Below are 19,640 nucleotides of genomic sequence, written 5' to 3' on the forward strand. Positions count from 1 at the left end.
GCGTGCGTGGTGTGGGTGAAGGGTCGGGCGCGGTGTGTGGTCGGGACGCGCCGGCGGGAGACGGGTGGGGGGGGGTGGCGTCAGGGGGTGCGGCGGCGTGCGCGCCGCCGCCCGTGTTCGGCGTCCGGCCGGCTGCGGGGGGGGGCGCGGTGGCCCCGTGGGGGGCCCGCGCGGCCCGCAGCGGGCCGGACGGCGAAGACTGGAGGCGACTCGAACCAGGAGGCACCCCATGACCACTCCCGCTCCCACCCGTCTCGCCGCGGCGCTGCCCGCCGACTTCCGGTCCCGGCTGATGGAACAGGCCCGGGAGGTCGGCTTCCCCCAAGGGACCCGCCTCTTCCGCGAGGGCGGGCACGCCGACCGGTTCTGGATCGTCCGGTCCGGCACCGTCACGCTGGACGTCCACGTGCCCGGGCGGCGCGCGGCCGTCATCGAGGACCTCGGCGCCGGCCAGCTCGTCGGCTGCTCGTGGCTGTTCGCGCCGTACACCTGGCGGCTCGGTGCCGAGGCCATGACCCCGGTACGGGCCTACGAGTTCGACGCGGAGCGGGTCCGGATGCTGATGGACGCCGACCCCCGCTTCGGCTCGGCCCTCGGCCACTGGGTCGGGCAGGTCCTCGCCCACCGCCTCCAGGCCGCCCGGATCCGTCTGCTCGACCTCTACGCGCCCTACGGCAGCGGCAGCTACCTCTGAGGTAGCCGCCTCAGAGGTGCGGCCGGCAGGGGAGGACCGGCCCTCGGGGAGGGACCCTCGGCCCTTTCGCGCGTGGGCGCGGCCCGGGGAAGGTGGATCCCGGTGGCGCCCGGTCCTCCCCCGGCGGGCGCCACCCGTCCGGCCTCCCGCTCGCCGCGGGGTGCGGCCGGCCGTCCCCGTGCCGGCCGGGCCGCGGCGGCTCCTACTCGGCGGCCGGGGCCGGCCGGCGGCCGGGCGGGGTCAGGGCGTGGCTGGCGATCACGGCGGCCTGGACGCGCCGCTCCACCCCCAGCTTGACGAAGAGCCGCGAGATGCTGTTCTTGACGGTCTTCTCGGCGAGGTGCAGCCGTTGGCCTATCTCCCGGTTGGTGAGGCCCTCGCTGACCATGAGGAGGATCTCCTTCTCCCGGTCGGTGAAGCCGGGCAGGCCCGGGACCTGTTCCTCCCGGGGCACGTCCCCGCGCACGCGCGCCATCAGCCGGGCGGTGGCGCCGGGGTCCAGCATCGACCGGCCCGAAGCCACCGTCCGGACGGCGGTCACCAGGTCGGTGCCGGTGATCTGCTTCAGGACGTATCCGCAGGCCCCCGCCATCACGGCGTCCAGGAGGGCTTCCTCGTCGTCGAACGAGGTGAGCATCAGGCAGGCCAGCTCGGGCATCCGCGAGCGCAGCTCACGGCACACGCTGACCCCGTCGCCGTCCTGGAGCCGAACGTCCAGGATCGCGACCTGGGGGCGCAGCGCGGGAATGCGGACCCGTGCCTGGGCGGCCGTGCCCGCCTCGCCGACCACGGTCAGGTCGGGTTCGGCGTCCAGCAGGTCGTGCACTCCCCGGCGTACGACCTCGTGGTCGTCGAGCAGGAAGACGCGGATCGGCTCCGTGGCGGTGGAGGGGACACTGCTGCCGGTCATGACGTGACTCCTTCGCCTGGCTCGACCCGGGACGGACGGACACCGGCATCCTGCCTGCGGACGGGCCGGACGGACAGGGCCGATCGGCCCTCGTCGGCGGGCGGCGGCCGGGGACGGGGCCGGCCGGGTCCGGCACCCAGGGACCTTCGGCCCTGTCGGGAGGGCCTGCCGGGCCTTCCCGGGTGCCCGGGGGACCGGATGAACTGGTGGCGCACCGGCAAGGGCACGGCTCCACGGAGCCGCACGCAGCACGGAGGACGCCATGACGACCGATCTGATCGACCTGAGGACCGTGGCCCGGGACGACCGCTGTCTGAGCGTCGCCCTCGCCGGGGAGCTCGACGTGTACACGGCCGGGCAGGTGGGGCCGCGCCTGCGGGAGATCGCCGGCTCCGGGCGCCCGGTCATCGTGCTGGACCTGTCGGGGCTCCTTTTCTGCGACAGCGCGGGGATCGACCTCCTGACCCGTCTGGACCGTCACTGCCGAGCGGCGGGGTCCCGGCTCCTCCTGGGTGACGTACCGCCGCTGCTGGTCAAGTCCATGCAGGTGCTCGCCGTCGACCGCGATCTGACGTTCGTCGGCCCGGGGCCGCGGCCATGACGGGCACGTCGGCCGGCCCGGCGGTCGGTCCGGCGCCGGGCGCCTCGGCCGGCCCGGCGGTCGGCCGGCACGTGCGCGAGCTGGACCGGGCCGAGGCCCTGGGGCTGCTCGCCACGGTGTCGCTGGGGCGCATCGTCTTCACGCAGCACGCGCTGCCCGCCGTCCGGCCGGTGACCCACGTCGTCGACGGCGAGGACGTCGTCATCCGGATCCACGAGGGCGGGGCGCCGGCCTCGCTGGTGGCGCCCGGTGACGTCCCCGGCGTGGTGGTGGCGTACGAGGCGGACGCCATCGACCCCGACACCCACCTCGGCTGGAGCGTCGTCGTCACCGGCTACGCCCGCCGGGTGGCCGACGACGGGCCCGCCGGCCGGTCCGCGGACCTCGTCCGCCCCTGGACGGGACGGCCGCCGAGCGCCGCCGTGCGGATCCGCCCCGACCTCGTCACCGGCTTCCGGCTGGAGGCCGCCCCGCCGCCGCCCGCCCCGGCGGTCCCCGGCTGACCCTGCCGGGGGTCCCCCGGCCCTCAGTCCCGACGGGGAAGCGGTGCCCGCCACACGAGCCTGCTGCCGCCCTCCTCCGGAGCCCCGATGGTGAAGGTCCCGCCCACGCTCCGGGCCCGCTCGTCGAGGTTCCGCAGACCGCTCCGGCGTCCCTGGGCCGGAATGCCCGTGCCGTTGTCCGACACGGTCAGGACGATCTCGCCCTGCCCGGCCCTGAGGGTCACCCCGACCCGGGTCGCCCGGGCGTGGCGGGCCGCGTTGCTGAGGAGCTCGCCCAGGGCCGCCACCACGTGGTCGGCGATCTGCGCCGGGACGTCGGTGTCGAGCAGCCCCTCCATGCTCAGGTGCGGGGGATGACCGAGGGAGACGGCGGCGTCGCCGACGGCGCGGGCGGCCCGTGCCCGCAGCCCCGGTCCGCCCTCCCGGTCCTTGGTGCGCAGCCCGAAGATCGTCGACCGGATGATCTTGATGGTTTCGTCCAGGTCCTCGACCGCCCGGCCGACCCGCTCCGCGGCCCCCTCGTGGTCCACGACCCGGGCGGCGCTCTGCAAGGTCATGCCGGTGGCGAAGAGCCGCTGGATCGCCAGGTCGTGCAGGTCGCGGGCGATCCGGTCGCGCTCTTCGAGAAGTGCTATCTGTTCGGCGTCCCGGCGCCGCTCCGCCAGCTCCAGGGCGAGCGCCGCCTGCCCCGCGAAGGCGACGAGCGGCTCCAGCTCACCCTCGCCGAACGCCGGGTCCCCGGCCGGCCGCGCGAGCAGCAGCACGCCCCGGCCCTCCCCGCCCGCGGTGCCGAGCGGCACCGCCACGGCCGGTCCCCGGCCGTCCCACCCCTGCATCCGCGCCTCGGCCGCGTACCGTTCGTCGTCGGCGGCCCGTACCGCGGCCACGGGCTCACCCGCCCGGTACGCGGCTCCGGAGAGCGTGCCGTCGAGCGGGACGACGAGCCCCTGCCACGCGGCGCGTTCCGCGCCGGCCGCGCACTCCACGACCAGGCCGTCGGCGCCCTCCACCGGAACGGCGATGTTCGCGAGCCGTGCCGCGGTGATCTCGCGGGCCCGCCGGGCGATGAGCTCCAGCACCGCGGGGCGCGAACTCCCCGACAGCAGGCTCTCGGTGATCTCCGCGTTGGCCCGCAGCCACCGCTGCTGGCGCTGCGCCCCCTCGTAGAGCCGGGCGTTGTCGATCGCCACGCCCGCCGCCACCGAGAGGGTGGAGATCACCGTCTCGTCCTCGGTGTCGAAGTCGACCCCGCCCCGCTTGTCGGTCAGGTAGAGGTTGCCGAAGACCTCGTCACGAACCCGGATCGGCACGCCGAGGAACGTGCGCATGGGCGGGTGATGGGCGGGAAAGCCGTGGGAGGAGGAGTGCGCGCCCAGATCGGTCAGGCGCAGCGGCTCCGGGTGGTGGATGACCTCGCCGAGCAGTCCGTGGCCGGCCGGCAGCGGGCCGATCGCCGCGATCTCCTCGTCGGTGAGCCCCACGGTCAGGAACTGGGCGAGCCTGCGCCCGTCGGGGCCGATCACCCCCAGGGCGCCGTACTCGGCGTCCACGAGCAGCGCGGCCGCCTCGACGATCCGCCGGAGCACCTGGGCGAGGTCGAGCTCGCGGCCGACCGAGACGACGGCCTCCAGCAGGCTGTGCACCCGGTCGCGGGTGCCGCGCACCTCGTCGATGCGGACCTGGAGTTCGTCCAGCAGCTCGTCGAGCCGCATCCTCGGAACCTGAGTCAACGGATCCCCCACACCCACGCGCTGCCCCTCCGCCTGCCGTTCGATGCCCGACCCCCGCGGTCAGCGTATCGACACGCCGGGGCCGGCAGGACGTCGTTGCGCGCGCATGCCTGCCCTGACTGACTGGGCCGAAGCGCCCGACGACGAGGGGAAGTACGACGATGGGACTCGGCAAGGCGGTCTACGAGGCGGAACTGCTACGTCTCCAGACGGAGCTGGTCAAACTGCAGGAGTGGGTGCGTGCGGAGGGCACCCGGCTGGTCGTCGTCTTCGAGGGCCGCGACGCGGCGGGCAAGGGAGGCACGATCAAACGCGTCGCCGAACACCTCAACCCGCGTGTGGCACGCATCGCCGCCCTGCCGAAGCCGACGGAGCGGGAGCGTACGCAGTGGTACTTCCAGCGCTACGTGGAGCACCTGCCGGCGGCGGGGGAGATCGTCCTGTTCGACCGCAGTTGGTACAACCGGGCGGGGGTGGAGCGCGTCATGGGCTTCTGCACGCCCGCGGAGCACCAGCTCTTCCTGCGGCAGTGCCCGGTCTTCGAGCGGATGCTGGTGGAGGACGGGATCCTGCTGCGCAAGTACTGGTTCTCCGTCAGCGACGCGGTCCAGGAGGAACGGTTCCGGCGCCGCGCGCAGGACCCGCTGCGGCGTTGGAAGCTCTCCCCCATGGACCTGGAGTCGCTGACGCGCTGGGAGGCGTACTCACGGGCCAAGGACGAGATGATGGTCCACACGGACACCGCGGACGCCCCGTGGTTCGTGGTCGAGAGCGACGACAAGCGCCGCGCCCGGCTCAACATGATCGCCCACCTGCTGTCCTCGGTCCCCTACCAGGACGTGGCCCTGCCGCCGCTCGACCTGCCGCACCGTCCCCCGTCGACGGGCTACGAACGGCCGCCCAGGGAACTCCAGACGGTCGTGCCCGACCACGCCGCCACCCTGGGCAAGGACTGACCCGCTCAGCGGCGCACCCGCGGCATGCCCAGGCCGATCCAGGAGATGATCTCGCGCTGGATCTCGTTGTTGCCGCCGCCGAAGGTGAAGATGACGGCGCTGCGGTAGCCGCGTTCGAGTTCGCCGTGGAGGACGGCTCCGGCGGAGCCGTCCTTGAGGGCGCCGGCCGCGGCGACGATCTCCATCAGCCAGGCGTAGGCGTCGCGGCGGGCCTCGGAGCCGTAGACCTTGACGGCGGAGGCGTCCTGCGGGGTCAGCGTGGCGGACTCGACGGCGTGGACCATCTGCCAGTTGAGCAGCTTCATGGCGTCCAGGCGGGCGTGCACCCGGGCGAGCCGGCCGCGGACCCAGCCGAGGTCGATGACCCGGCGGCCGTCGGCGAGCTTGGTCTGCGCGGCCCAGCGCTGGACGTCGTGCAGGGCCCGGACGGCCATGGTGCCGTGGGCGGCGAGGGTGACCCGCTCGTGGTTGAGCTGGTTGGTGATCAGGCGCCAGCCCTTGTTCTCCGGGCCCACCCGGCGGCTCGCCGGGACCCTGATGTCCTCGTAGTAGCTGGCGGTGGTGTCGTGCGAGGCCAGGGTGTTGATGAGGGTGCAGCTGTAGCCGGGATCGCTGGTGGGGACCAGGAGCATGGTGATGCCCTTGTGGGCGGGCGCCTCGGGGTCGGTCCGTACGGCGAGCCAGACCCAGTCGGCGGTGTCGCCGTTGGTGGTCCAGATCTTCTGCCCGTTGACGACGTAGGTGCCGGTCTCCTCGTCGCCCTCGCGGACCGCCTTGCACCGGAGGGCGGCGAGGTCGGTGCCGGCGTCGGGCTCGCTGTAGCCGATGGCGAAGTCGATCTCGCCGGAGAGGATGCGGGGCAGGAAGTACGCCTTCTGCTCGTCGGTGCCGAACTGCATGAGCGTCGGGCCGACGGTGTTCAGGGCCATCAGCGGCAGCGGGACCACCGCCTGGGCGGCCTCGTCGAAGAAGATGAACTGGTCCACGGCCGACATCCCGCGGCCGCCGTACTCCTCGGGCCAGCCGACGCCGAGCCAGCCGTCGGCACCGAGCCGGCGGATCGTCTCGCGGTAGAAGCGCTTCTGGGCGGCGGGGTCCCCGTAGCGGGCCTGGACGTCCTCGGGCACCAGCTCGGCGAAGTAGGCGCGCAGTTCGGCGCGCAACCGCTGCTGCTCAGGCGTGTATTCGAGGTGCACGGCCCCTCCGGGAAGCTCTCGGTCGTCCGTCGCTGGCGGCGGTCAGGGTAGAACCTGTTCCAGGAATTCGGAAGGGATGCGGCACCCCCGGTGCGGCACCCGCGGCCGGACGCACGAACGGCTCCCCCGGCGGAGGGGAGCCGTTCGTGCGGGTCGTACGGGGGTCAGCCCAGCGCCGTGATCATGGCCAGGGCCGTGGCCGCCATGGCGGTGCGGGCGGCCGTCAGGTAGGGGCGGGGGTCGGCCGGGGTCAGGTGGGCGCGGATGGCCTCGGTCATGGCCACGTTCAGGGCGGTGCCGATGTTGACCTTGCGGATGCCGCCCGCGACGGCGGCGGCCAGTTCGGCGTCGGGCAGGCCGGAGGAGCCGTGCAGCACCAGCGGGACGTCCACGGTCTTGGCGAGCCGGTCCAGCAGGGCGTGGTCCAGGGCGGCGGTGCGGCGCGTCATGGCGTGGGTGCTGCCGATGGCCACGGCGAGCGCGTCCACCCCGGAGTCGGCCACGAACCGGCGGGCCTCGTCCGGGTCGGTCCGGGCGCCGGGGGCGTGCGGATCGAGCGGGGCGGCGCCGTTCTTGCCGCCGACCTCGCCGAGTTCGGCCTCGATCCACAGGCCGTGGGCGTGCGCCCAGTCGGCGGCGGAGCGGGTGGCCTCCAGGTTCTCGGCGTACGGCAGGTGCGCGGCGTCGTACATCACCGAGCCGAACCCGGCGTCGGCGGCCCGGCGCAGCAGGTCCGGGCTCTTGACGTGGTCGAGGTGGAGGGCGACCGGCACGCCGGCCGCCTCGGCGCAGGCGAGCGCGGCGCGGGCGATGGGCAGGAGCCGGCCGCCGCGGAACTTCACGGCGTTCTCGCTGAGCTGGAGGACGACCGGGGAGCCGGCCTGTTCGGCCCCGGCCACCACGGCCTCGGCGTGCTCCAGGGTGATGATGTTGAAGGCGGCGACGGCACGCCCGGCCCGGACGGCGTCCCGGACCAGGCTGCCGGTGTCGGCGAGGGTCATCGGACGACCCCCTCGGCCTCGGACCCGGCCCCGGCCCCGGCCGAGGCCCCCGCTCCGGTGCCGGCCGAAGCCCCGGCCGAGGCCCCCGTGCCCGCGCCCGTGCCCGCGCCCGCGCCCGCCGTGAGCACGACCGAGCGGGTCAGGTGCCGCGGCCGGTCCGGGTCGAGCTGCTGCTGCGCGGCGACGGCGACGGCGAGCCGGTGCACCCGGACCAGCTCGGCCAGCGGGTCGAGCCGGCCGGCCACCCACTGGGCGCCGGTCCCCCGGACCTGCTCGGCCAGGCCCTCGGGCGCCTCGCCGAGCGACCAGGTGACGGTGCCCGGGCCGGAGACGCTGATGGGGCCGTGCCGGTACTCCATCGCCGGGTAGGACTCGGACCAGGACAGCGAGGCCTCGCGCATCTTCAGGGCGGCCTCGTGCGCGAGCCCGACGCTCCAGCCGCGGCCGAGGAACGAGAACTGCCCGCACCCCTCCAGCCCCGCCGGCAGCGGCTCCTCCAGGGCGGTCGTACCGTCCGCGACGACGGCCGGGGTGTGGCGGCCGATGTGGGCGCGCAGCAGGGTGAGGGCGGTGGTGGCGAACCGGGTCTGCACCACGGAGCGTTCGTCGGCGAAGTCGAGCACGACCCGCTCGTCGGCCAGGCTCACGGCCGGGGTGTCCACGTCCCCGAGGACGGCCGTGGTGCGGGTGCCGGTGCCGCGCAGCGCGGCCAGCAGGTCGAGCACCTCGGTGGTGGTGCCGGACCGGGTCAGGGCCACGACCCGGTCGTAACGGCGGTGCCGGGGGAACTCCGAGGCGGGGAACGCGTCGGTCTCCCCCTGCCCGGCCTCCTCGCGCAGCGCGGCGAACGCCTGCGCCATGTAGTACGAGGTGCCGCAGCCGACGACGGCGGTCCGTTCCCCCGGCGCGGGGAGCACGTCCCGGTGGGCGGGGGCGAGTTCCGCGGCCCGTTCCCAGCAGGCGGGTTGTGTGCTCAGCTCGTACGCGACATGGCTCATGCCCGCTCCCTCTGCGATGGGGTGCACTTTCCTGCAAGGTAGCGGCCCGTTTCGCGCAACTTCAAGCAACTTCGGGATGATCGGCTGGGCTAGTGTCGTCGGTACGGCCATACGTACGAACGGGAGGACCCCTTTCATGTCGCTGTCGCGGGAGGCACGGTGGCAGGCCCTGCTGGCCCTGCTGGTGGAACGCGGCCGGCTGGAGGTCGATCCGGTGGCGGCGGAACTCGGGGTCTCGGCGGCCACCATCCGGCGGGACCTCGACCAACTGGCCGAGCAGCAGATGCTGGTGCGCACCCGCGGCGGCGCCGTGCTGCACGGGGTGAGCTACGAACTGCCGCTGCGCTACCGGACCTCGCGACGGGCGGCGGAGAAGCGGCGGATCAGCGAGGCGGTGGCGGACCTGGTGGACGCGGGCGAGGTGGTCGGGCTGACGGGCGGCACGACGACCACCGAGGTGGCCCGGGCCCTGGCGGCCCGCGCGGACCTGGCCGAGCTGGGGCCGCCCGCACTGACGGTGGTGACGAACGCGCTGAACATCGCGGGCGAGCTGGCCGTCCGCCCGCAGTTCAAGATCGTGCTGACGGGCGGGGTGGCCCGGCCCCAGTCCTTCGAGCTGACGGGCCCCCTGGCGCAGAGCGTGCTGGAGCAGATCACCGTGGACACGGCGGTCCTCGGGGTGGACGGCTTCGACGTGGCGGACGGCGCGGCCACCCGCCACGAGGACGAGGCGGCGGTCAACCGGCTGCTGTGCGCACGGGCGCGCCGGGTGATCGTCGCGACCGACTCCAGCAAGCTGGGCCTGCGCGCCTTCGCCCGGATCTGCCCCACCTCGGCGGTGGACCTGCTGGTCACGGACGCGGGCCTGGGCGACGCCGGGGCCCGTGCCTTCGAGTCGGCGGGCGTCGAGGTGGTCCGGGTCTGACCCGACAGGCCGTGCGGGTCCCAGACGGCGGAGGCGGGACCGGCGGACGCGGGGCCCGCGGGAGGTGCGGGCACGGCGGGCGCCGGGGTCAGTGGATCGGCAGGTGCTCCGCGGCCGTGCGCAGGGCCGTCAGGACCGGGGCGATCAGGGGATGGGACTCGGCGCCGCGGCGGGTGGCGGCGAAGACGCGCCGGGTGGCCGAGGGCCCCGTGACGGGGCGGACCTGGACCTCCTTGAGCTCCATGCCGTGCAACGCCGACCGCGGCACCAGCGCCACGCCCGCCCCGGCCCCGGCCAGGGCGACCACGGCCCGGAAGTCGTCGGAGGAGTGCGCGAAGCGCGGCTGGAACCCGGCCAGTTCGCAGGCCAGCAGCGTCACGTCGTGGCAGGGGTTGCCCGGGTACTGGCCGATCCACTCGCTGTCCGCGAGGTCCGCCAGCGCCACCTCGGGCAGCTCGGCGAGCCGGTGCCCGACGGGCAGAACGGCGTCGAACGGTTCGGCGTAGAGCGGCAGCACGGACAGCCGGGCGTCGTCCGCGCCCGGCCCGCCGCGGTACTCCACCGCCAGGGCCACGTCGGCCCGGCCGTCCAGCAGCATCGGCAGGCTCTCGTCGCCCTCGGCGTCCCGGACCCGCAGCCGCAGCCCCGGGTGGTCGCCGGCCAGCCGGGAGATCGCCGGGGCGAGCACCTCGGCGATCCCGGTGGCGAACGCCGCCACCGTGACCTCGCCCGCCGCCCCGCCGGCGTACGCGGCCAGTTCCGCCTCGGCCCGCTCCAGCTGGGCGAAGACCTCGTGGGCGTGGCCGAGCAGGATCTCCCCGGCCGCCGTCAGCCGGACGCCCCGCCCGCTGCGGCGCAGCAGCACGTGCCCGGTCTCCTGCTCCAGCGCGGCGAGCTGCTGGGAGACGGCGGACGGGGTGAGGTACAGGGCTGCGGCCGCGGCGGTCACCGTACGGTGGTCCGCCACGGCCCGCAGGATGCGCAGCCGGCGGGGGTCGATCACCCGCCCATTGTCTCAGGCCGCGGGGCCGCCCGGAGCGGGTCCGTCCGGGCAGTGGGACCGCCGGGAGAGGCCCTGCTCAGGCCGTCGGGGTCCCCAGGGCGGCCCGGGCGTCCACGAAGGCCGCCACGGCGCGCTCGACGTCCGCCGTGGAGTGGGCGGCCGAGAGCTGGACCCGGATGCGGGCCTGGCCCATGGGGACCACCGGGTAGGAGAAGCCGATCACGTACACGCCGCGCTCCAGCAGCAGCTCCGCCATCCGGGCCGCCTCCGCCGCGTCCCCGATCATCACGGGGGCGATGGCGTGGTCGCCGGGCAGGATCTCGAAGCCGGCCTCGGTCATCTTCGTGCGGAACAGCTTGGTGTTGGAGGCGAGCTGCTCGCGCAGGTCACCGGCGGACTCCAGCAGGTCGAGGACCTTCAGGGAGGCGGCGGCGATGACCGGGGCGAGGGAGTTGGAGAACAGGTACGGGCGCGAGCGCTGGCGCAGCAGCTCCACGATCTCGGCGCGGGCGGCGACGTAGCCGCCGGAGGCGCCGCCGAGGGCCTTGCCGAGGGTGCCGGTGATGATGTCGACGCGGTCCATGACCCCGTGCAGCTCCGGGGTGCCGCGGCCGCCGGCGCCGACGAAGCCGACGGCGTGCGAGTCGTCGACCATGACCATGGCGTCGTAGCGGTCGGCCAGGTCGCAGATCTCCGGGAGCGGGGCCACGTAGCCGTCCATGGAGAACACGCCGTCGGTGACGATCAGCTTGCGCCGGGCGCCGCCCTCGACGGCGGCCTTGAGCTGGGCCTCCAGGTCGGCCATGTCGCGGTTGGCGTACCGGAAGCGGCGGGCCTTGGACAGGCGGATGCCGTCGATGATGGAGGCGTGGTTGAGGGCGTCGGAGATCACCGCGTCCTCGGCGCCGAGCAGGGTCTCGAAGACACCGCCGTTGGCGTCGAAGCAGGAGGAGTACAGGATCGTGTCCTCCTGGCCCAGGAAGGCCGACAGCCGGGCCTCCAGCTCCTTGTGGACCTCCTGGGTGCCGCAGATGAAGCGCACGGACGCCATGCCGTAACCCCAGCGGTCCAGCGCCTCCTTGGCGGCGGTGACGACCTCGGGGTGGTCGGCCAGGCCCAGGTAGTTGTTGGCGCAGAAGTTGAGGACCTCGCCGGGGGCGCCACCTGCGGTGACCGCGACGGCCGCGCTCTGCGGGGTGCCGATGACGCGCTCGGGCTTGTGCAGGCCGGCCTCGCGGATCTCGTCGAGGGTGGTGCGGAGGTCGGCGCGTACGGACTCGAACATGGGCTTCGCTTTCTCCTTGTGCGGCGGAGCTGCTGGCGGTGCGGGGGCGGTGCAGTGGTGCCGTGCGGGGCGGTGCCGTGCGGGGCGGTGCAGTGCGGGGCGTGCGGAGGGGCCGGCCGGCCGGACGGGCCGGCCGGCGGCGGGTCAGGCAGTCCAGTCCAGGATGATCTTGCCGCTGCGGGCGGTGGCCGCCTCGTCGAACGCGGCCTCGAAGTCGCGGTGCGAGTAGCGGCCGGTGATCACGGGGCCGAGGTCGAGGCCTCCCTCCAGCAGCACCGTCATCGCGTACCAGGTCTCGAACATCTCGCGGCCGTAGATGCCCTTGACGGTGATCATCGAGGTGACGATCCGGGCCCAGTCGACGGGGAACTCCTCGGCGGGCAGGCCGAGCATCGCGATCTTGCCGCCGTGCGTCATGTTGGCGATCATGTCGCGCATCGCCTCGGGCCGGCCGGACATCTCCAGGCCGACGTCGAAGCCCTCGCGCAGTCCGAGCTGGGCCTGGGCGTCGGCGATGGTCGCCCCGCTGACGTCGAGGGCCAGGGTGGCGCCCACCTTGCGGGCCAGCTCCAGACGCTCGGGGCTGACGTCGGTGATGACGACGTTGCGGGCGCCGGCGTGCCGGGCCACGGCCGCCGCCATGATGCCGATCGGGCCGGCGCCGGTGATCAGCACGTCCTCGCCGACCAGCGGGAAGGACAGTGCCGTGTGCACGGCGTTGCCGAACGGGTCGAAGATCGCGGCGACGTCGAGGTCGACCTCGGTGCGGTGCACCCACACGTTCTGCGCGGGCAGGACCACGTACTCGGCGAAGGCACCGTCGCGGCCGACGCCCAGGCCCAGGGTGCTGCGGCACAGGTGACGGCGGCCGGCCAGGCAGTTGCGGCAGGTGCCGCACACCAGGTGGCCCTCGCCGCTGACCAGGGCGCCGACCTCGATGTCGCGGACGCCCGCGCCGACCGCGGCGACCTCGCCGACGAACTCGTGGCCGAGGACCAGCGGGGTCTTCACCGCGCCCTGCGCCCAGCCGTCCCACTTGCGGATGTGCAGGTCCGTGCCGCAGATACCGGTCCGCAGCACCTTGATGAGCACCTCGCCGGCGCCGTACTCGGGCTCGGGCACGTCCATGAGCCACAGTCCGGGCTCGGCCTTGTGCTTGACGAGTGCCTTCATGGTGGGGCTCCAGGCGTGCGAGGGGGCGCCGTGCACACGGGGGCACGTGCGGCGATTCGGACAGGGACCAATCTGCCGAGACCGCGTTGATCAGTCCATCGAGGATTTCTTAAGCGGGTCGACAGCGGAGCTTCACGCCTATGCTCCTCCCGTGTCCCGGAGAGCGGCCGGGGCGTGGATCGAGCCACCGCGCCGGTCCAGGGCAAGGGTCCGGGGGACGGACCGGGGAGTGGGAGGTGGCGTTCGTGCCGAGCCTGCGCAGTCGCGCGCTGTCGGCCGCGCTGTTGGCGACGGGCCGGCGAAGACGGCTCGCCAGTGCCGAAGCGGTCAGGGCCACGGTGGCGTCCAGCGCCCGCCGTCCGGCCTCGCACCTGCCTCCGCGCTCGCTGGGCCGGGTCGCCGAGCTGTCGCGCACGTTCGTCGGGGCGTGGCCGGTCTACGACGCCCAGCCCCGCGACACCGAGCCGGCGGCCCGGGTGCTGTACGTGCACGGCGGCACCTACGTCGACGAGCTGGAGCGCCCGCACTGGTCGCTGGTGCGGACCCTGGTGACCCGGGCGCGGGCGCGCTGCGTGGTCCCCGCGTACATCCTCGCCCCGCGCGGCACCGCCGACCGGACGGTACCCGTCGCCGCGGACCTGCTGAGCGGCCTGATCGCCGGCGGCGGTGCCGGCGGGACCGTGCTCATCGGCGACTCGGCCGGCGCCGGACTGGCCCTGGCCGCCGCACAGCGCCTGCGGGACCGCACCGGGGCCGGGCCCTGCCGGATCGTGCTGATCTCGCCCTGGCTGGACCTGAGCATGAGCCACCCCGACCAGGCGGCCCTCGAACGGGCCGATCCGCTGCTGGCCCGGTCGGGCCTGGCGGAGGCCGGTCGGCTGTACGCGGGCAACCTGACCGCCGACGACCCGCGGGTGAGCCCGCTCCTCGGCTCGTTCGCGGGGCTCGCCCCGATCACGGTGTTCACCGGCACCCGGGACGTGCTCACCACCGACAGCCGCGAGCTGCTGCGCCGGGCCACCGCGGACGGCGTCGAGGTCGACTACCACGAGGAGCCCGGCCTGCCGCACGGCTACCCGCTGCTGCCGGTGCCCGAGGGCCGCGCGGCCCGGGACCGGATCGTGGAGCTGGTGCGGTCGGCGCGCTGACCCCGGGCGCCTCGGGGCCCCCGGCCCGCCGCCCGTCAGGCCACGCAGGTCAGCAGGCTGCTGACCGGTGCGCTGCGGTACGACGCCCAGTAGGCCTCGTCCCGGGCCGCGCAGGGCGGCGGGGTGCGGGTGGGGTGCCAGGCGATCGAGGTGAAGCCGGCGAGGACCGCGGCCTCGCCGTACTCGGCGTGGGGCCATTCGCGGAACTCGAACGGGACGGGCGGCTCGGTCAGGTACAGGGCCCGCAGGAGGGGGGCGTCGGCGTCCTGCTCGCGCACCCGGTCGAGGATGCGGACCCCGAACGGCGACCAGTCCACGTGCGGGTACGCCCCCGGGTTGGGGACCACCGCCAGCAGCCGGCCGCCGGGGCGCAGGTTGTCCCGGATCCCGGCGAACATGGCCCGCAGGGCGGCCCGGTCCGGCGCATGGTTGAACAGGTACACGGCCGTGACCAGGTCGAACGGGCCCAGCCGGGGCAGGGCCGCGGCGTCGGCGACCACGAACTCGATGCCCTCGGTACCCTCCGGCCGGGTCCGGGCCAGCCGGATCGTCTCCCCGGACACGTCCACGCCGACGGTGCGCCGGGCCCCGGCCCTGGCCAGCAGCCGGGTGTAGTAGCCGAAGCCGCAGGCCAGGTCGAGGGCGTCGAGGCCCTTGACGCCGCCGAGCGCGTCGAGCTCGCCGAGGAGGGTGAAGGTGTCGGCGGCGCAGAACGCCGCGGCACTCACGGACTGTTCGACGAAGGGTTCGAAGCGTTCGCCGAGGGTGTCGTACTGCTGGAGCATGCCCGTAGCGTCCCCCGGCGCGGGCCGCGGGCCGGCCCGCGCACCGGGGCGTCCCCCGGACGAGCGACCGTGCCGGGACGCGTTCGGGTCAGTCCGTACGGCGTACGGGGCTGCCCCGGGCCCGCCCCGCGCCGGGTCCCCGTCCCGCGTGCGGGGCGGCGGGAGCACGGGGCATGCTGGCTGTGTGGCGGGCACACCGGACGGGCCGGGGCTGGTACTCGCCCGGGCCACGGTCGGCGCGGTCGAAGCCGTCGGTGGCTTCGCGGGCGGCGTCTACCTGTGCTCCAGCACCCCGAAGCTGCTCAAGCTGGCGGTCGTCGCGGGGCTGCCGCCGCCGCTGTTCGAGCCGTGGTGGCACATGATCGAGAACCGGCCGTTCCCGGTCGCCGAGGCGCACCGGACCGGGCAGGCCGTGCACCTGGCCGACGCCGAAGCCGCCATGCGCCGTTTCCCGCAGCTGATGGCCGGGCTGCCGTTCCCGTTCGGCTCGCTGTACGAGCCGCTGGCCGTCGGCAGCCGGAAGTTCGGGGTGCTGATGGTGCTGCGGCCGGCCACCCCCGGCCGCCCCGTGGGCCCGTCGGACCGGCGCCGGCTGCGCGAGGCGGCGGTCCGGCTGTCCTGGGAGCTGGCCCGGCTGGCGGACGGGGGCGTGCCGGTGCTCTGGGACGCCGATCCGCTCGGCCTCCAGCTCCCCCAGCCGTACCCGAACCCGTCGGAGCCGGCCGGTGCGCCCTTCGGCTGGGAGGCCGGGGAGCCCGCCCCGGAGGCGCTGACGGCCGGCTGGCCGGCGGAGGACCGGCTCGGGCTGGCCGCCGCGGCGGGCGCGCTGGCGGAGGGCCGGGCGGGGCGGACGTACCTGCTGCCGGTGCAGGACCGCCGGGCGCGGACGTACACGGTGGAGCTGTCGCGGGCGGCGGGCTCCCCCCGGACGGTGCAGGCGCGCCTGCTGCCCGTTCCGGCCGGGGCCGCCGCCGACCGGCTGCCGCAGGCCGTGGCCGGGCTGGACCGGCTCGGCCGGGTGGGCTACGTCAACCGGGCCGCCCGGGAGCTGCTGGGCCCGGAAGTGGCCGGGCGGGTGCTGTGGGAGGCGCTGCCCTGGCTGGGCGGGCCCGCGCACGAGGACCACTTCCGTGCGGTGTTCATGTCCGGCGACCCGGTCGAGTTCGTGGCCCGGCACCCGTACGGGGTGTGGCAGTCGGTGTCCCTGCACGCCGACCGGGCCGGGGTCACCGTCCAGCTGACCTCCGCGGAGAAGCCGGTGTACGCGCCGGGCTCGGTGGTCCGGCCGGGTACGGGCCTGGGCGCGGCCGCCGACCGGGCGTCGGCGCTGTACCGGCCGGTGGCGCTGGCGATCGCGCTGACCGAGGCGGTGACCGCCCGCCAGGTGTCGGCGGTGGTCACCGAGGAGCTGCTGCCCGCGTTCGGGGGCCGGCAGCTGGCCATCTACCTGCTCGGGGACCAGCATCTGCACATGGCCTGGGAGATCGGTTTCCCGGCCGGGTTCCTGGACCCGTTCGACGGGGTGGGGCTGGACGCCCGGCTGCCGGGCGTGGAGACGCTGACCACCGGCCGGCCGATCTTCTTCGAGTCGATGCAGCAGCTGGCCGCCGCCTATCCCGGGATCCCGCTGGACGCGGACGTCGGCGCCCGGGCCTTCCTGCCGCTGATCGCCTCCGGTCGCCCGGTCGGCTCCTGCATCCTCGGCTTCGACGAACCGCGCGGGTTCAGCCCCGAGGAACGTACCGTCCTCACGGCGCTGGCCGGGCTGATCGCCCAGGCCCTGGAGCGGGCCCAGCGCTACGACTCCGAGGCGGCCCTGGCCCGCGGCCTGCAGGCCGCGCTGCTGCCGAACCGGCTGCCGGTGCTGGCGCACGTGGACACGGTCGGCCGGTACCTTCCGGGCACCCAGGGCATGGAGGTGGGCGGGGACTGGTACGACGTCATCGAGACCGGGGACGGGCTGCTGGCGCTGGTGATCGGTGACGTCCAGGGCCACGGGGTGGCCGCCGCGGCGACGATGGGGCAGCTGCGCAGCGCGGTCCGGGCGTTCGCGCTGAGCGGGAACCCGCCCGAGGACGTGCTCGGCGGCACCAACCGGCTGCTGATCGATCTCGACCCGGGCCAGTTCGCGAGCTGCTGCTACGTGCTGCTCGACCCGGCGACGGGCACCGCCCACGCCGTCCGGGCCGGGCATCCGCAGCCGTTGCTGAGGGCTCCGGACGGGGCGACCTCGGTCCTGGACCTGCCGGGCGGGGTGGTGCTGGGCGTGGACGGCGAGGCCACGTACCCGGTGGCCGAGCTCGTACTGGCCCCGGGGTCGGTGCTGGCCCTGTACACCGACGGGCTGGTGGAGCAGCCGGGGGTCGACATCGACCTGGGCGTGGAGCAGCTGCGGGCGCTGCTGGCCGAGGCGGGGCCAGGTCCGCTGACGGAGACCGCCGACCGGCTGATCAGCGAGGCGGGCCGGGCCGCGGACCGGCCGGACGACATCGCGCTGCTGCTGGCGTGCCGGTCCACGGGGTGACCTGCCGGTCGGGTCGGTCCTGCGGCGGCCTTGCGGGCGGGCCCCGCTCCGGGGTGCCCCCGGGGCCCGGCGGGCGAAGACTGGAAGGGGGACCCGAGGAGCGGAGGCGAACGGCGATGAGCGGCATCTTCGGTGACACCCTCACCTACACCCAGGAGGAGGGTGGTGAGGTCCGGCTCGTCACCTTCGGCGACGACAAGTACGCGCGGTACGAGACCCTCGACGGGTATTCGGTCGTCTACGACGCCACGCAGGGGCGCTACTGCTACGCCACGGACGACGGCGGGGGTGACGAGCGCCGGTTCGTGTCGACGGGCGTCGCGGTGTCCGAGCCGGCGCCGACGGGACTGCCGCGGCACCTGAGGGAGGGGCAGCTCTTCCGGCGGGACCGGGTGAAGGCCCGGCTCATGGAGATGGTGCCGCCGGGCGAACGCGCGGCGGTGGACCCGGACACCCTGCTCACCTTCGGCCCGGAGCAGGGGCTGTTGCCCGGGGACCGGCTGACCGAGGGCGATGTGCAGGGGCTGACCATCCTGGTCGACTTCCCCGGTACTCCGACGGACGTCCCGGTGGACGCCGTCGAGGCCCTGCTCAACGCGCCCGACTACACGGCCAACGGCAACACCTGCTCGGTCAAGGGATTCTTCGAGACCATGTCGACCGGCCGGCTCCGGTTCGCCAACACCGTCGTCGGGCCGTTCCGGCTGAGCCGGCCCCGGCTCGCGTACGCCCTCCCCGCCAACCAGGGGCTGCTGGTGCCCGAGGCGCTCCAGGCCGCGCTGGACCACGGGGTGGACTTCGGCCGGTTCGACTCGCTCGGGCGCGGCATCGTCGACTCGATCTGCATCATGTACGCGGGCCGCACCGAGTTCCGCGGTGACCTGTGGCCGCACAACTCCCGCTTCGTGGCGCAGATCGACGGGGTGTCCACCAACTTCTACACCGTCACCAGCATCGGCGGGAGCGCGGCCGACCTCAGCATCGGCACGTTCTGCCACGAGAGCGGGCACCTGCTGTGCCGGTGGCCCGACCTGTACGACTACGGCAAGATCGAACGCGAGGGCGACGACTTCACCAGCGCGGGCCTGGGCACGTACTGCACGATGGCGGCGGGCAACCACCTCGGCCACGGCTTCGTGCCGTCCGCGGTCTGTGTGTACCTGCGCCGGCTGGTCGGGTGGACCCGGGACGTGGACATCTCCGAGCCCGGTACGTACGAGGCGCGGCACGGCGCGTACGACGAGGCGCTGGTCTTCCCGCACCCGGGGCGCCAGGACGTCGAGTACTACCTGGTGGAGAACCGCAGCAGCATCGGCTTCGACGCGGAACTGACCTCCAGCGGGCTGGCCGTGTACCACTGCGACATCCGGGGTTCGAACGAGTTCCAGCAGGGCACCCCGACCCGGCACTACCAGTGCGCGCTGCTCCAGGCGGACGGCCACCTGGACCTGGAGACCAACCGCAACCAGGGCGACGGAGCCGACCTGTACGGGCCCACGCCCGGTACCGCCGTGTCGCACAGCAGCCGGCCGGCGTCGCTGTGGTGGGACGGCACCGAGTCGGGTCTGACCGTGTCCGCGATCAGCCCTCCGGGAGAGGTCATCACCTTCCGCACCGGCGCGCGCGGTGTGGCCGGCACCGTGGTCACGGGCTCGTCCGCGCCCGGGGCGGCGATCGTCGACGACGCCCGGGGCGGGCTGACGGACGTGATCACCCTGGACGCGGAGGGCACGGTCGGGGAGCTGACGGTCGTGCTGGAGATCGAGCACCCGCGGATCGGTGACCTGCGGGTGGTGCTGCTGTCGCCGACCGGCCGCCGGGCGGTGCTGCACAACCGGACCGGCGGGGACGACAAGAACCTGCGGCTGGAGCTGGATTCGCAGCCGCCCACGCCGCTGGCGCCGCTGCTGGGCGACGGGGTGCGCGGCGCCTGGAAGCTGAAGGTGACGGATGTGGTGGCGCCCGCGGCCGGCACGCTGGTCGACTGGTCGCTCAGCGTCCGGACGGGCACCTGAGCCGGACCGGGTGGTGCCGATGGCCGAGGATACGACGGCCTGTCCGCGGTCCTCGCTGACCCTGATCATGGTCGTGCTGACCGGGGTGACGGGGCTGGTGGAGGCGGTGAGCCTGCTGGCGCTGGGGCCGGTGTTCAACGCCATGCAGACCGGGAACCTGCTGTTCCTGTCCTTCGGCGTGGTCGGGGCGGGC

18 protein-coding genes are annotated in these 19,640 nt (G+C 74.7%); 9 read left to right on the forward strand and 9 right to left on the reverse strand.

Annotated elements, in window-relative coordinates:
• The first annotated feature begins 229 nt into the window (after positions 1-229).
• Positions 230-694: a Crp/Fnr family transcriptional regulator gene (locus EF918_RS18900; protein ID WP_125647567.1), complete on the forward strand. Its 465-nt coding sequence runs from the start codon at positions 230-232 to the stop codon at positions 692-694.
• Positions 695-896: 202 nt separating this feature from the next.
• On the opposite strand, the gene EF918_RS18905 is transcribed toward EF918_RS18900, so the two are convergent.
• Positions 897-1,604, reverse strand: coding sequence for a response regulator transcription factor (locus EF918_RS18905; protein ID WP_125647570.1), 708 nt, complete (start codon positions 1,602-1,604; stop codon positions 897-899).
• Between the two features lie 262 nt (positions 1,605-1,866).
• Between EF918_RS18905 and EF918_RS18910 the strand changes: the two genes are divergently transcribed.
• Positions 1,867-2,205 (forward strand): STAS domain-containing protein, encoded by a 339-nt coding sequence (locus EF918_RS18910; RefSeq protein ID WP_125647573.1) that lies wholly within the window; start codon positions 1,867-1,869, stop codon positions 2,203-2,205.
• A complete protein-coding gene (locus tag EF918_RS18915; RefSeq protein WP_125647576.1) occupies positions 2,202-2,708 on the forward strand; it encodes a pyridoxamine 5'-phosphate oxidase family protein in 507 nt (168 codons plus the stop codon). Before EF918_RS18910 ends, EF918_RS18915 begins: the two co-directional genes overlap by 4 nt.
• A 23-nt stretch (positions 2,709-2,731) precedes the next feature.
• On the opposite strand, the gene EF918_RS18920 is transcribed toward EF918_RS18915, so the two are convergent.
• The gene (locus EF918_RS18920) at positions 2,732-4,420 is read right to left on the reverse strand and encodes a GAF domain-containing sensor histidine kinase (RefSeq protein ID WP_185921813.1); all 1,689 of its coding nucleotides are present in this window, start codon (positions 4,418-4,420) and stop codon (positions 2,732-2,734) included.
• A 179-nt stretch (positions 4,421-4,599) separates the two neighbouring features.
• Here EF918_RS18920 and ppk2 point away from each other — a divergent pair, with 179 nt between their 5' ends.
• Positions 4,600-5,394, forward strand: coding sequence for a polyphosphate kinase 2 (ppk2, locus tag EF918_RS18925; RefSeq protein WP_125647582.1), 795 nt, complete (start codon positions 4,600-4,602; stop codon positions 5,392-5,394).
• A 5-nt stretch (positions 5,395-5,399) separates the two neighbouring features.
• On the opposite strand, the gene EF918_RS18930 is transcribed toward ppk2, so the two are convergent.
• From EF918_RS18930 to EF918_RS18940, 3 genes are all read right to left on the reverse strand, one after another.
• Entirely contained in the window at positions 5,400-6,590 is a 1,191-nt protein-coding gene (locus EF918_RS18930) for an acyl-CoA dehydrogenase family protein (RefSeq protein ID WP_125647585.1), read from the reverse strand.
• 164 nt (positions 6,591-6,754) lie between these two features.
• Positions 6,755-7,591, reverse strand: a complete 837-nt coding sequence (locus EF918_RS18935) for a class II fructose-bisphosphate aldolase (RefSeq protein WP_125647588.1) — start codon at positions 7,589-7,591, stop codon at positions 6,755-6,757.
• Complete coding sequence (locus tag EF918_RS18940; protein WP_221889727.1) at positions 7,588-8,589, reverse strand: SIS domain-containing protein; 1,002 nt, start codon at positions 8,587-8,589, stop codon at positions 7,588-7,590. Before EF918_RS18940 ends, EF918_RS18935 begins: the two co-directional genes overlap by 4 nt.
• Before the next feature lie 142 nt (positions 8,590-8,731).
• Here EF918_RS18940 and EF918_RS18945 point away from each other — a divergent pair, with 142 nt between their 5' ends.
• Positions 8,732-9,514, forward strand: coding sequence for a DeoR/GlpR family DNA-binding transcription regulator (locus EF918_RS18945; RefSeq protein ID WP_125647614.1), 783 nt, complete (start codon positions 8,732-8,734; stop codon positions 9,512-9,514).
• An 88-nt stretch (positions 9,515-9,602) separates the two neighbouring features.
• Here the strand turns inward: EF918_RS18945 and EF918_RS18950 are convergent, their stop codons facing one another.
• From EF918_RS18950 to tdh, 3 genes are all read right to left on the reverse strand, one after another.
• Positions 9,603-10,517 (reverse strand): LysR family transcriptional regulator, encoded by a 915-nt coding sequence (locus EF918_RS18950; protein ID WP_125647591.1) that lies wholly within the window; start codon positions 10,515-10,517, stop codon positions 9,603-9,605.
• Between the two features lie 76 nt (positions 10,518-10,593).
• Positions 10,594-11,802, reverse strand: coding sequence for a glycine C-acetyltransferase (locus tag EF918_RS18955; protein WP_125647595.1), 1,209 nt, complete (start codon positions 11,800-11,802; stop codon positions 10,594-10,596).
• Positions 11,803-11,946: 144 nt separating this feature from the next.
• Entirely contained in the window at positions 11,947-12,975 is a 1,029-nt protein-coding gene (gene tdh / locus EF918_RS18960) for an L-threonine 3-dehydrogenase (protein WP_125647598.1), read from the reverse strand.
• Between the two features lie 236 nt (positions 12,976-13,211).
• On the opposite strand from tdh, the gene EF918_RS18965 reads away from it, so the two are divergent.
• A complete protein-coding gene (locus EF918_RS18965) occupies positions 13,212-14,123 on the forward strand; it encodes an alpha/beta hydrolase fold domain-containing protein (RefSeq protein WP_260610352.1) in 912 nt (303 codons plus the stop codon).
• 35 nt (positions 14,124-14,158) lie between these two features.
• Here the strand turns inward: EF918_RS18965 and EF918_RS18970 are convergent, their stop codons facing one another.
• Positions 14,159-14,908 (reverse strand): bifunctional 2-polyprenyl-6-hydroxyphenol methylase/3-demethylubiquinol 3-O-methyltransferase UbiG, encoded by a 750-nt coding sequence (locus EF918_RS18970; RefSeq protein ID WP_125647604.1) that lies wholly within the window; start codon positions 14,906-14,908, stop codon positions 14,159-14,161.
• A gap of 184 nt (positions 14,909-15,092) precedes the next feature.
• Here EF918_RS18970 and EF918_RS18975 point away from each other — a divergent pair, with 184 nt between their 5' ends.
• From EF918_RS18975 to EF918_RS18985, 3 genes are all read left to right on the forward strand, one after another.
• Positions 15,093-17,432, forward strand: a complete 2,340-nt coding sequence (locus EF918_RS18975) for a SpoIIE family protein phosphatase (protein WP_260610353.1) — start codon at positions 15,093-15,095, stop codon at positions 17,430-17,432.
• Positions 17,433-17,548: 116 nt separating this feature from the next.
• Positions 17,549-19,447 (forward strand): M6 family metalloprotease domain-containing protein, encoded by a 1,899-nt coding sequence (locus EF918_RS18980; protein ID WP_125647611.1) that lies wholly within the window; start codon positions 17,549-17,551, stop codon positions 19,445-19,447.
• A gap of 67 nt (positions 19,448-19,514) precedes the next feature.
• The coding region (locus tag EF918_RS18985; RefSeq protein ID WP_125647617.1) for a DUF1275 family protein at positions 19,515-19,640 on the forward strand (126 nt) is incomplete at its 3' end.

The sequence above is a fragment of the Streptomyces sp. WAC06614 genome (assembly GCF_003949795.1).
Taxonomy (GTDB): domain Bacteria; phylum Actinomycetota; class Actinomycetes; order Streptomycetales; family Streptomycetaceae; genus Streptomyces.

Bases quoted from the DNA above. Each gene is read 5' to 3' on its own strand.
- EF918_RS18970 (WP_125647604.1), bottom strand. From the start codon at position 14,908: ATGCTCCAGCAGTACGACACCCTCGGCGAACGCTTCGAACCCTTCGTC.
- EF918_RS18940 (WP_221889727.1), bottom strand. From the start codon at position 8,589: ATGAGCCATGTCGCGTACGAGCTGAGCACACAACCCGCCTGCTGGGAA.
- EF918_RS18920 (WP_185921813.1), bottom strand. From the start codon at position 4,420: ATGCGGCTCGACGAGCTGCTGGACGAACTCCAGGTCCGCATCGACGAG.
- EF918_RS18910 (WP_125647573.1), top strand. From the start codon at position 1,867: ATGACGACCGATCTGATCGACCTGAGGACCGTGGCCCGGGACGACCGC.
- EF918_RS18935 (WP_125647588.1), bottom strand. From the start codon at position 7,591: ATGACCCTCGCCGACACCGGCAGCCTGGTCCGGGACGCCGTCCGGGCC.
- tdh (WP_125647598.1), bottom strand. From the start codon at position 12,975: ATGAAGGCACTCGTCAAGCACAAGGCCGAGCCCGGACTGTGGCTCATG.
- EF918_RS18980 (WP_125647611.1), top strand. From the start codon at position 17,549: ATGAGCGGCATCTTCGGTGACACCCTCACCTACACCCAGGAGGAGGGT.
- EF918_RS18905 (WP_125647570.1), bottom strand. From the start codon at position 1,604: ATGACCGGCAGCAGTGTCCCCTCCACCGCCACGGAGCCGATCCGCGTC.
- EF918_RS18955 (WP_125647595.1), bottom strand. From the start codon at position 11,802: ATGTTCGAGTCCGTACGCGCCGACCTCCGCACCACCCTCGACGAGATC.
- ppk2 (WP_125647582.1), top strand. From the start codon at position 4,600: ATGGGACTCGGCAAGGCGGTCTACGAGGCGGAACTGCTACGTCTCCAG.
- EF918_RS18900 (WP_125647567.1), top strand. From the start codon at position 230: ATGACCACTCCCGCTCCCACCCGTCTCGCCGCGGCGCTGCCCGCCGAC.
- EF918_RS18915 (WP_125647576.1), top strand. From the start codon at position 2,202: ATGACGGGCACGTCGGCCGGCCCGGCGGTCGGTCCGGCGCCGGGCGCC.